Below are 11172 nucleotides of genomic sequence, written 5' to 3' on the forward strand. Positions count from 1 at the left end.
CACGCGGCCGCGGCGCGCCGCCACGAGCACGCCCCGCGACGTACCGGTCGCGGGACCGAAGCCGGAGCAAGAACCCCCGGCGGACGGCGCGCCTCCCACGAAGAGGACGCCCCGGACGAGGTCGCGGAAGGGGCCGTCCGCCAAGGACTCCTGACCCGATCAGCGGCCGCGCAGCGTGCGGTACCGCTCGACCAGGGCGGCCGTCGAGCCGTCGAGGTCGGAGGTGTCCGCGGTCGCGGCGGTGAGCTGGGGCTCGAGCCGCTTGGCGAGCGCCTTGCCCAGCTCCACGCCCCACTGGTCGAAGGAGTTGATGTTCCAGATCGCGCCCTGCACGAACACCTTGTGCTCGTACAGCGCGATGAGCTGGCCGAGCACCGACGGCGTCAGCTCGTTCGCCAGGATCGTCGTCGTCGGGCGGTTGCCCTGGAAGGTGCGGTGCGGCACCAGCTCCGGGGCCACTCCTTCCGCGGCGACCTCCTCGGCGGTCTTGCCGAACGCCAGCGCCTGGCCCTGCGCGAACAGGTTCGCCATCAGCAGGTCGTGCTGGTCGGCCAGCTCCCCCAGCTCCTCGAGCGGGCGGGCGAAGCCGATCAGGTCGGCCGGGACGAGCTTCGTTCCCTGGTGCAGGAGCTGGTAGTAGGCGTGCTGGCCGTTCGTGCCGGGCGTCCCCCACACGATCGGGCCGGTGTCCCAGTCCACCCGCTCGCCCTGGCGGTCCACCGACTTGCCGTTGGACTCCATGTCCAGCTGCTGGAGGTAGTCGGTGAAGCGGGAGAGGTAGTGGCTGTAGGGCAGCACCGCGTGGGTCTGCGCGCCGTGGAAGTCGTCGTACCAGAGGCCGAGCAGGCCCAGCAGGAACGGCGCGTTGCGCTCCGGCGGAGCCGTGCGGAAGTGCTCGTCGATCAGGTGGAAGCCGTCCAGGAACTCACGGAACCGCTCCGGCCCGATCGCGATCATCAGGGACAGGCCGATCGCCGAGTCGACGGAGTAGCGGCCGCCCACCCAGTCCCAGAACTCGAACATGTTGGCCGGGTCGATGCCGAACTTCGCCACCTGCTCGGTGTTGGTGGACACCGCCACGAAGTGGCGCGCGACCGCCGCGTCGTCGCCCAGCGCGGACAGCAGCCAGCGGCGCGCCGAGGTGGCGTTCGTGATCGTCTCGACCGTCGTGAACGTCTTGGACGACACGATGAACAGCGTCTCGGCCGGGTCGAGGTCACGGATGTTCTCGTGCAGGTCGGCGCCGTCGACGTTCGAGACGTAGCGGCAGTCGCGCGACCGGTCGCTGAACGGCTTCAGCGCCTCGTACGCCATCTTCGGGCCGAGGTCCGAACCGCCGATGCCGATGTTGACGACCGTGCGGATCGGCTTGCCGGTGTGGCCCTTCCACTCGCCCGACCGGACCCGCTCGGCGAAGGCGGCCATCTTGTCCAGCACCGCGTGCACCTCGGGAACGACGTTCTTCCCGTCGACCTCGATCACCGCGTCGCGCGGCGCGCGCAGCGCGACGTGCAGCACCGCGCGGTTCTCGGTGACATTGATCTTCTTCCCGGCGAACATCGCGTCCCGCAGCCCCGCGACGTCGCGGGCCGCCGCCAGCTCGCGCAGCAGGCGGAGCGTCTCATCGGTGACCAGGTGCCGCGAGTAGTCGACATAGAGGTCGCCGGCCTCCAGCGCGTATCGGCGGCCCCGGGCGGGGTCGGCCCCGAACAGCTCGCGCAACGGCGGCTCACCGATCTCCTGACGGTGCGCGCGCAGCGCCTGCCACTGTTCCGTCTCATCCAGCCGAACGCGGTCGGACATCCTCGTCTCCCCTTCTTTGAACTCAGAAGAAAGCACTCTCTTCGCGTGCCCTCTCCATGACCATCCAACCGAAGCGCGACGGGCCCCGTCTCGCGGACCCCCAAGGCGGTCAGGGCACGCGGGCCGTCCACTCGGCGGTGCCGAACTTCGCGGCCACCCTCTTGGCCGCCGCCTGGAGTTCGTCGTCGGTGAGCCGGTCCTCCGTCAGCCCGTACCGGCCCCGGAAGTGCGCGATCATCCGGTCGATGATCTGGGACCTGGGCAGGCCGGTCTGGCGACGCAGCGGGTCCACCCGCTTCTTCGCGCTGGCGATGCCCTTGTCGGACAGCTTCTCCCGGCCGATCCGCAGCACCTGCAGCATCTTGTCCGCGTCGATGTCGTACGACATGGTCACGTGGTGCAGCACCGCGCCGGAGCTCAGCCGCTTCTGCGCCGCCCCCGCGATCTTGCCCTGGTCGGAGGTGATGTCGTTGAGCGGCTGGTACCACGCCCGGATGCCCAGCTCGCCCAGCGCGCCGAGCACCCAGTCGTCGAGGAACGCGTAGCTGTCGGCGAACGTCATGCCCTGGACGAGCGCGTCGGGGGCGTACAGCGAGTAGGTGATCGTGTTGCCCGGCTCGATGAACATCGCCCCGCCGCCGCTGATCCTGCGGACCACGGTCACGCCGTGCCGGCGCGCCGCGTCGGCGTCCACCTCGTTGCGCAGCGACTGGAAGCTGCCGATCACCACCGCCGGCGCCGCCCACTCCCAGACGCGCAACGTCGGGGGCCGGCGCCCGGCCGCCACCTCCTCGGTGAGCACCTCGTCCAGGGCCATGTGCAGCGCCGGATCCTGTGGGTCTTCGTGGATGAGCCGCCAGTCGTAGTCGCGCCAGTCGGTCGCGTCCGTCAGCGCCCGGCGCACCGCGATGCCGACGGCCTCGGTGGAGAGCCCGAACATCATGGCGCCCGTCGGCAGCCGCGCGTCGATCCGGGCCGCGATGTCCCGCGCCTCCAGGTGCACGGGCAGGCCGTTCAGGGTGTCGTCGATGGCGTCGAGCGCCTCGTCCGGTTCGAGGAAGAAGTCGCCGCTGACCCGAGCGTTCCGCACTCTCCCGTCATCGACGTCGAAGTCGACGACCACGAGCTTGCCGCCCGGCACCTTGTACTCACCGTGCATCCTGGCCTACCTGCCCATCCTGACCGGCGATTCCCTGACAACGACTCGCGCGCGGTCCCCGGAGATCGTCAACCACGCCGGCCCGGCGTGGATTCCGCCGGGGGCTCCGGCGCGTCCCGGGTGCGAGCACGGGTCCGCGTGCACCGGCTGCTGGACGCCGTCCGCCGCTCCGCCGAGACGGGCGGCTCCCGGCCCGTGGAGCGGTGAGGTCCGGCGGTCAGCGGCGCAGGGCGGGTTCGGCGCCGGGGTCGGGCGCGGCGGACCGGTCGGTCGGCTGGGCGATCGCGGCCCGGCGCAGGACCAGCAGGGCCAGGAGGGCGGCGCCCACCATGACCACGGCACCGGCGACGGCGGCGGCGTGCATGCCGTCGACGAACGCGTCGCTCGCGGCCCGGCGGACCGCCGCGCCGGCTCCGCCCGGCAGCCGGCCGGCCACCGCGAGCGCGCCGCCCAGCGTCTCCCGTACGGCGTGCGCCGCGTCGTGCGACAGGCCGGCGGGCAGCGCGTCGGTGACGTTCCGACGGTAGATCGCCGTCCCGACGCTGCCGAGGATCGCCATGCCGAGGGCGCCGCCGAACTCCGAACCGCACTCGACCAGCGCGGACGCGGTTCCGGCGCGCTCGGGCGGCGCGGCGCCCAGCACCATGTCGGTGACCAGCGTCATGACCACGGCCAGGCCGATGGCGTACACCCCGGCGCCCACCAGGATCACCACGACCGACGAGTCCGCCCGTACCTGCGTCAGCGCCACGAAGCCGAGCGCGGCGAGCAGGAAGCCGGCGCCGATCACGTACGCCCGGTTCACCCGGCGGGCCAGCTGGGTGGCCAACGGCGCGGCGATGCCGACGCCCAGCGAGGGGACCAGGCTCCACAGGGCCGCGGTCAGGGGACTCATATCGAGCACCGACTGCAGGTACTGCGTCGTGAAGATCGCGAAGCCGACCATGGCGAACATCGCGATGAGGTTGGTGACGATCGAGCCGCTGAACCCCCGGTTGCGGAACATCCGCAGGTCGATCATCGGGTCGGGGCGACGGGCCTGACGGCGGATGAAGACCGCGCCGACCAGCAGCCCGGCGGCGATGCTCAGCACCCGCACGAGGTCGACGCCGTCGGTTGCGATCTCCTTTACACCGTAGATCACGGGCAGCACCGCGCCCAGCGAGAGGACCGAGGAGAGCAGGTCGAACCGGCCGGCCGCCGGGTTCCGGAACTCCGGCACCAGGAACGGGGCGAAGACGAGGAGCAGCACCATGGCCGGGGTGTTGATGAGGAAGACCGAGCCCCACCAGAAGTGGTTCAGCAGCAGCCCGCTCAGAACCGGGCCGAGCGCGATGCCGCTCGTCGTGGCGGCCGACCAGATCGCGACGGCGGTGCCGCGCTGCTTCTCGTCGTGGAACATGTTGCGGATCAGCGCCAGCGTCGAGGGCATCAGCGTCGCGCCGCCGACCCCGAGGACGGCGCGCGCGGCGATTAGCATCCCGGCGTTCTGCGCGTACGCGGCGGCCACCGACGCGAGGCCGAAGCCGAGCGCGCCGATCAGCAGCAGCCGGCGCCGGCCGATCCGGTCGCCGAGTGCGCCCATCGTGATGAGCAGCCCGGCCAGCACGAACCCGTAGATGTCGAAGATCCACAGTTGCTCGGTGCTCGTCGGCTGGAGGGTCCTGCTGATGAACGGGACGGCGAAGTACAGCACCGACACGTCCATGGACACGAGGAGGAGGGGGAGCAGGAGCACGCAGAGCGCGATCCACTCCCGGCGGCCCGCCTTGGCCGCGGTTCCGGCGGAGGAGTCGTTCATGGAGGGAAGACTCGACGCCTCCGCTGACCATCCGCGCACCGGTCGCTGACGGCCGCTATTCGTACGGTCACAGATAATCCGCTACTTGTTAGATTGGTGGCATGACCACGAGCGCTCCCTCGCGTACCGCACCGGACCTGTCCTACCTGCTCAGCCACACCGGGCACGTGCTCGCGACCCGGATGACCGCCGCCTTCGCCGAGATCGGGATGACCCCGCGGGGCTACTGCGTGCTGTTCCACGCGCTGGAGGAGGAACGCACCCAGATCCAGCTGGCCGCGATCTCCGATCTCGACAAGACGACGATGGTCGTCACCGTCGACGAGCTCGAGAAGGCCGGACTCGCCGAACGCCGGCCGTCGAGCCGGGACCGCCGGGCGCGGATCATCTCCGTCACCGAGGCGGGCGAACGGGCCGTCGCCGAGGGCACCCGCATCGCCGACCGGGTGCACCGCGAGGCCCTGGAGGCGCTGCCCGAGGACGAGCGCGAGGTGCTCGTCCGGGCGCTGACGCGGCTGGCCGAGGGCCACCTGGCGACCCCGGTGGAGTGCGAGCGGCCGATCCGGAGGGCGCGCCAGCCACGGAGTTGAGTCCGATGGAGATTGTCTACAACAAAACTATTTGCTAACGTCCTATCTCGGTTGCCCACCCACGCACCGGGAGACTCCCATGACCTCGCCCCTTGTCCGGTCCCGCACCGCGGCGCTGATCGCGCTGTGCGCCGGAAGCCTGATGATCATCCTGGACGGCAGCATCGTGACGGTCGCGCTGCCGGCCATCCAGCGGGACCTGCACTTCTCCCCCGCTAACCTCACCTGGACCGTCAACGCCTACATGATCGCTTTCGGCGGCCTGCTCCTGCTGGCCGGGCGGCTCGGCGACCTGGTCGGCCGCAAGCGGGTGTTCATCGCCGGCCTGGCGGTGTTCACCGCGGCCTCACTGCTGTGCGGCCTCGCGACCGACCAGGAGACGCTGATCGCCGCGCGCTTCGTGCAGGGTGTCGGCGGCGCGCTGACCTCGGCCGTGGGCCTCGGAATGATCGTCACGCTCTTCCCCGAGCCGCGCGAGCGCGGCACGGCGATCGGCGCGTTCAGCTTCGTCGGGGCCGCCGGCGCCTCGATCGGCCAGGTCCTCGGCGGGGTCCTCACCGAGGCGATCAACTGGCACTGGATCTTCTTCATCAACCTGCCGATCGGGGCCGCGACGCTCGCCCTGGCGGTCCGGGTGCTGCCCGCCGAGCGCGGCCTCGGGCTCGGCGCGGGCGCCGACGCCGTCGGCGCCGTGCTGGTCACCTCGGGACTGATGCTGACCGTCTACACGATCGTCCAGACCGGTCGGCACGGCTGGACCGCCCCGTCGACGCTCGGCCTCGGCGCGGTCTCCGTCGCCCTGCTCGCCGGGTTCGTCCTGCGCCAGGCCAGGGCCGCCGCCCCGCTGCTGCCGCTGCGGATGTTCCGCTCGCGCAACGTCTCGGGTGCCAACCTCATCCAGATCCTGATGGTCTCCGCCCTGTTCGGGTTCCAGATCCTCATCGCGCTGTACGCCCAGAACGTGCTCGGGTACGGCGCGCTGGGCACCGGCCTGGCGATGCTGCCGGCGGCCGGCATGATCGCGACCGTGTCACTGCTGCTGTCGGCGCGGCTGATCGCCCGGTTCGGCGAGCGGCTCGTCCTGCTCACCGGCCTGGCGTCGCTGGTGGTGGCGCTCCTGCTGCTGACCCGGCTGCCCGCGCACGCCGACTACGTCGTGGACATGCTGCCGACGATGCTGCTCGCGGGCGGGTTCGGCCTGGCGATCTCGGCGGTGACCGCCCTCGGCATGTCGGGCGCGAAGCCGGACGACGCGGGGGTCGCGTCCGGGCTGTTCAGCACCGCCCAGCAGGTCGGCGGCGCGCTCGGCGTCGCGGTGCTGTCGACGCTGGCGACCGCCCGCACCACCGGCCTGGCGGCGCACGGGCACGATCGGGCGACCGCGCTGACCGGCGGGTTCCACCTGGCGTTCGGCGTCGGCGCGGGCCTGCTCGCCGCCGCCTTCGTCCTCGCCCTGACCGTGCTGCTGCAGCCCCGCCGAACGACGGCCGCGCCCGCCGGCGCCCCGGCCGACGCCCCCACCGCTCCCGCATCCGCCCACTGAGAACAGAGACCCGATGAGCGACACCGAGAACACCCCCGGATCGGGCCCCGCCCCGGTCGCACTGTCCGACGACGCCCTCGCGCGGTTCCTCGCCGACCATCAGTTCGGGGCCCTCGCGACGAACAAGAGCAGCGGCCACCCGCACCTGTCCACCGTCCTCTACGCGTGGGACGAGCGGGAGCGCGTCGCCCGGATCAGCACCACGGCCGACCGGCTGAAGGTCCGCCACCTGCGCAAGGACCCGCGGAGCGCGCTGTACGTCGCCAGCGAGGACCACTGGTCGTTCGCCGTGGCCGAGGGCACCGCCGAACTCTCCCCGGTCACGACCACGCCCGGCGACCCGACGGGGCTCGAACTGCTCGGCATGGTCCCGCCCTTCGAGAGCGCCGACGACCGGGCGGCCTTCCTGACGCAGATGGTGGCCGACCGGCGGCTGGTGATCCGACTGCGCGTCGACCGTCTCTACGGCACGGCGCTGGACGTCCCCTCGTCCTGACGGCGGGCGGGGAGGACGGCGGGGCTGCGGAATCCTTCCGTAGCCCCGCCGGTTACCGGCCGGTTTTTGTTATTTGACCGTTATTCATGACGCGCTGGTCAGGTTGTTAACCCGGAGGTAACTTCCCCCCATAAGTGCCTGATTACGTGACGCGGTTCACAACGGCACTCCCCCGCCACCCCCTCCGGGAGGAACCGTGCCCCCTCGCCCCCGCCTCCTCCGTACGCTCTGTCTCGCCGCCGCCGCGGTCCTGTCCTGCGTCCTGCTCACCGGCCTGTCCACCGCCGCGCACGCCGCCGACCCGGTCGACGCCGCCAAGGCGCTCGCCGCCCCGGGCGTCCCCGGCGCGAACGACTGGTCGTGCCGGCCCTCCGCGGCGCACCCGCGGCCCGTGGTCCTCGTCCACGGCACCTTCGCCAGCGGCAGCGTCAACTGGCTCACCGCCGCGCCCGCCCTCGCCGCACGCGGCTACTGCGTCTTCGCCCTCACGTACGGCGAGGTGCCGGGCGTCCCCGTCCTGCGCGCCGTCGCCCCGGTCGCGAGCTCGGCGGGCCAGTTGGCGACCTTCGTCACCGGTGTCCTCGCCGCCACGAACGCCGCCCAGGCCGACCTCGTCGGGCACTCACAGGGTGGCATGATGCCGCGCTACTACCTGAAGTTCCTCGGCGGCGCCGCCAAGGTCCACACGCTCGTCGGGCTGGCCCCGTCCAACCACGGGACGACCCTCGACGGCCTCGCCACCCTCGCCGCGCAGTTCCCCGGCGCGCTCGACCTGCTGAACGCCGGCTGCCCGGCCTGCGTCGACCAGGTCGTCGGCTCCAGCCTGCTGACCACACTGAACGCCGGCGGCGAAACGGTCCCCGGCGTCTCCTACACGGTGATCGCCAGCAGGTACGACGAGGTCGTCACGCCGTACGCCACGCAGTTCCTCAGCGGGTCCGGCGTCCACAACGTCCTCCTGCAGAACCTCTGCCCGACCGACGTCTCCGAGCACGTCGCCATCGCCTTCGACCCGGTCGCCCTGCACGAGGTCGAGAACGCCCTCGACCCCGCGCACGCGACCCCGAGCAACTGCCTGTCCCACGGCTGACACGGATCCCTCCGCCCGGGGGCGGTCAGCCGCCCCCGGCACCGGGACCCGCCGACCGGACGCGGTCAGTCGCCGCCGACACCGGGACCCGCCGACCGGACGACCCGGAGGACCGCCGTCAGCAGCGTCAGGCCGAGGCCGACGCCCAGCGCGTGCTCGACGACCGCGACGCGCGTGTACTCGGCGGTCGTGAAACCTCCCGGCCGCAGGATCACCATCGCCAGTTTCCAGCCGCTCCACGCGAACAGCGAGCCCGATCCGGCGAAGGCGAGGCTCATCGGGAGCCACCGTCGAAGCCGGCCGGGCCGCCCGCGCGTGAGCGCCCGTACGCTCCACGCGCCGATCAGGGCCCACAGTCCCGAGGTCGCGTTCAGCAGCCGCCCATTGAGGTCCCAGTGCTCGCGGTGCGCCGGGTCGAGGCCCAGCGTGCCCCCCAGTGCCCAGGAGGACCAGAGCACGCCCAGCCCGATGGTCGCGGCGATCGCCGCCGTGACGAGCCGCCGGGCCCCCGCCTCGCCGCCGCGCAGCCGGCCGATAAAGGCGCGCGGCCAGCGCTCCCGCAGATAGATCGGCAGAGCCACGGCCAGCCCGAGGGCCATCCCCGTGAAGCCGACGGTGATCAGCGCCGTCTCCCACCGCGGCACGAGGTCGGAGCCGTCCCGCGCACCGCCCGCCTCGGCCCCGGACCCGCCGAAGAGGACGCCGGCCACCATGTACGGGATCATGGGGACCAGGAAGCCCGCCCCGACCCAGGAGAAGAAGACCACCGGAGCGGCGGGCAGCCGGCGTCCCCACCGCTGGGCCAGCGCCAGCCCGAGTCCGACCCCGGTCGTCGCCATCGCCACGGTGACGGCGTTCAGCGTCACCCAGTCGGCGGTGCCGAAGCCCTCCGGAGCGCGGCCGACGAACGCCGCGACGACCCAGACGACCTTGACGACCAGGTAGGACGCCATGCTGAGCGCCGCGCCGTAACCGGCGATCCGGCGCGCGGCGCTCCACCCCACGCCCACGCCCACCGGCGGTCCCGCCGAATCTCGCACCATTCGTACCAGCACCTCGAGCCGAGCCGATCTGACCCTGGCGAGCCTTCCGGAGCCGCCGATCGAACAGGACCCCCTGCGGTGTGAACCGCCGACGGTCGTCTCCCCTGCTCGGGGGAGGCGTCTCGAACCCGGAGGATAGTTCGTACCGATCGGTTCGATCTACTGCTAGTCTCGCGCCAGCCCTTTCGACCCGCGGAGGTAGCGTGAGCGTGCCCGATTTCCTGATGACCGACCCGGCCCCGGACCTGACGCCGGCCGCGACCACCCCGGCGGTGGCCTTCCAGAGCGCGGGCGAGACGCTGCTCGGCGTGCTGCACGTCCCGGCGGGCCCGGGGCCGCACCCGGTGGTGGTGCTGTGCCACGGCTTCCCCGGCTACGAGCGCAACTTCGACCTGGCGCAGGCGCTCCGCCGGGCCGGCTACGCGTCCCTGGTCTTCCACTACCGCGGCTCGTGGGGGATCGGCGGTTCCTGGTCCTGGACGCACGTGCTCGAGGACGCCGCGCGGGTCACGACCGCCGTGCGGGAGCCGGACTTCGCGGCCGCTCATCGGCTGGATCCGGAGCGGCTCGCGGTGGTCGGGCACAGTGTCGGCGGCTTCACCGCGCTGATGACCGCCGCGGCGGACCCGTCGATCGCCGTGGTGGCCTCGGTGGCCGGGTTCGACTTCGGGCGGGCGGCCGCGGACTGCCGGGCCGATCCCGCGCGGCGCTCCCGGTACCTCGAGTTGTTCGGCGACGTCGCCCCGCTCCGCGGCACCGGCGCCGAGGCCCTCCTCGCCGAGATGGAGGAGGCGGGCGATTCATGGAGTCTCGCCGGGCTCGCCCCGCGGCTCACGGACCGGGCGGTGCTGCTCGTCGGCACCGGCCGCGACGACGTTACCCCCGCCCCGTTCCACCACGATCCGGTCGTGAGCGCCTACCGAGCCCACCCGGTCGGCCGCCTCGAAGACCACGTGTTCCCGACCGACCACGGCCTGTCGGACCACCGCGTACGGCTCACCCGCACCCTGGCGGACTTCCTGCACCGGCACCTGCCCCCGTCCCCCGGCGGCATCGACGGGTGAGGGTCCGCGCCGATCCGTGGGGAGCGTTCCCCGGCGGACCGGCGCGGCGAGACCGGCCCACCGGGCACGCGGTGTCTCAGGCGGCGAGGGCCTGACCGTCCGCCGCGGCCACGTCCTTGTGGAACCGCTTGTGGACGTACAGCCGCTCGCCGAGGGACTCGCAACGCCACCACAGGCCGCTCGCCGGCCCGATCCGAAGGTTACGCGGCAGCTCCCGGCTGATCTCCTTCACCGGGGTCATCCGGAACCGCCCGGACTTGCAGATCAGGATCCGCCGGTCCGTGACCACCACGACGCGGTAGGCGTTCGTGAGGATGATGATCCACACCGAGATCAGGGCGAAGTACTGGCTGGTCGTCTGTCCGCAGAAGACGGCCTGGATGTTCTCCCCCGGCTGGAGGAGAGGAGCCGCGTTGGCCCGCAATTTGTCGCGGATAGCCACGAGATGCCCTTTCGTATAAGGAACCGGAAGAACAACAACGTACTGATCGCTTGGCGCGGCCTCCGGCAAGTCGCTGAAACGTGACCGGACCAGGGGCGTTCCGCCGCGTGATCATCTGACGTTCACGCCGCAGCCGACCGT

Annotated in this window: 10 protein-coding genes; 5 read left to right on the top strand and 5 right to left on the bottom strand. The window is 72.1% G+C overall.

Annotated features, from left to right (window positions below; translation table 11 throughout):
• Positions 1-159: 159 nt before the first annotated feature.
• The 3 genes from pgi to AB0K82_RS23520 form a co-directional block, all read right to left on the bottom strand.
• The gene (gene pgi / locus AB0K82_RS23510) at positions 160-1803 is read right to left on the bottom strand and encodes a glucose-6-phosphate isomerase (protein ID WP_364400246.1); all 1644 of its coding nucleotides are present in this window, start codon (positions 1801-1803) and stop codon (positions 160-162) included.
• A gap of 109 nt (positions 1804-1912) precedes the next feature.
• On the bottom strand, positions 1913-2962 hold the full coding sequence (locus AB0K82_RS23515) for a biotin/lipoate A/B protein ligase family protein (protein ID WP_364400249.1): 1050 nt from the start codon (positions 2960-2962) through the stop codon (positions 1913-1915).
• 217 nt (positions 2963-3179) lie between these two features.
• Entirely contained in the window at positions 3180-4763 is a 1584-nt protein-coding gene (locus AB0K82_RS23520) for an MFS transporter (protein ID WP_364400251.1), read from the bottom strand.
• Between the two features lie 101 nt (positions 4764-4864).
• Here AB0K82_RS23520 and AB0K82_RS23525 point away from each other — a divergent pair, with 101 nt between their 5' ends.
• The 4 genes from AB0K82_RS23525 (at position 4865) to AB0K82_RS23540 (ending at position 8482) form a co-directional block, all read left to right on the top strand.
• Entirely contained in the window at positions 4865-5353 is a 489-nt protein-coding gene (locus tag AB0K82_RS23525; RefSeq protein ID WP_364400253.1) for a MarR family winged helix-turn-helix transcriptional regulator, read from the top strand.
• Positions 5354-5432: 79 nt separating this feature from the next.
• A complete protein-coding gene (locus AB0K82_RS23530; RefSeq protein WP_364400256.1) occupies positions 5433-6896 on the top strand; it encodes a DHA2 family efflux MFS transporter permease subunit in 1464 nt (487 codons plus the stop codon).
• Between the two features lie 13 nt (positions 6897-6909).
• Positions 6910-7392, top strand: a complete 483-nt coding sequence (locus AB0K82_RS23535) for a TIGR03618 family F420-dependent PPOX class oxidoreductase (RefSeq protein WP_364400259.1) — start codon at positions 6910-6912, stop codon at positions 7390-7392.
• Between the two features lie 196 nt (positions 7393-7588).
• Positions 7589-8482 carry an alpha/beta fold hydrolase gene (locus AB0K82_RS23540; RefSeq protein WP_364400262.1) on the top strand — a complete coding sequence of 298 codons (894 nt, stop codon included), beginning with the start codon at positions 7589-7591 and terminating at the stop codon, positions 8480-8482.
• Positions 8483-8547: 65 nt separating this feature from the next.
• Here AB0K82_RS23540 and AB0K82_RS23545 read toward each other — a convergent pair whose 3' ends face one another.
• Positions 8548-9525: a hypothetical protein gene (locus AB0K82_RS23545; protein WP_364400264.1), complete on the bottom strand. Its 978-nt coding sequence runs from the start codon at positions 9523-9525 to the stop codon at positions 8548-8550.
• 203 nt (positions 9526-9728) lie between these two features.
• On the opposite strand from AB0K82_RS23545, the gene AB0K82_RS23550 reads away from it, so the two are divergent.
• A complete protein-coding gene (locus AB0K82_RS23550) occupies positions 9729-10589 on the top strand; it encodes an alpha/beta fold hydrolase (RefSeq protein WP_364400267.1) in 861 nt (286 codons plus the stop codon).
• A gap of 76 nt (positions 10590-10665) precedes the next feature.
• Here the strand turns inward: AB0K82_RS23550 and AB0K82_RS23555 are convergent, their stop codons facing one another.
• Positions 10666-11031 carry a PH domain-containing protein gene (locus AB0K82_RS23555; protein WP_364400270.1) on the bottom strand — a complete coding sequence of 122 codons (366 nt, stop codon included), beginning with the start codon at positions 11029-11031 and terminating at the stop codon, positions 10666-10668.
• Positions 11032-11172 lie beyond the last annotated feature (141 nt).

Source organism: Actinoallomurus sp. NPDC052274 (genome assembly GCF_040679475.1).
GTDB lineage: Bacteria > Actinomycetota > Actinomycetes > Streptosporangiales > Streptosporangiaceae > Actinoallomurus > Actinoallomurus liliacearum.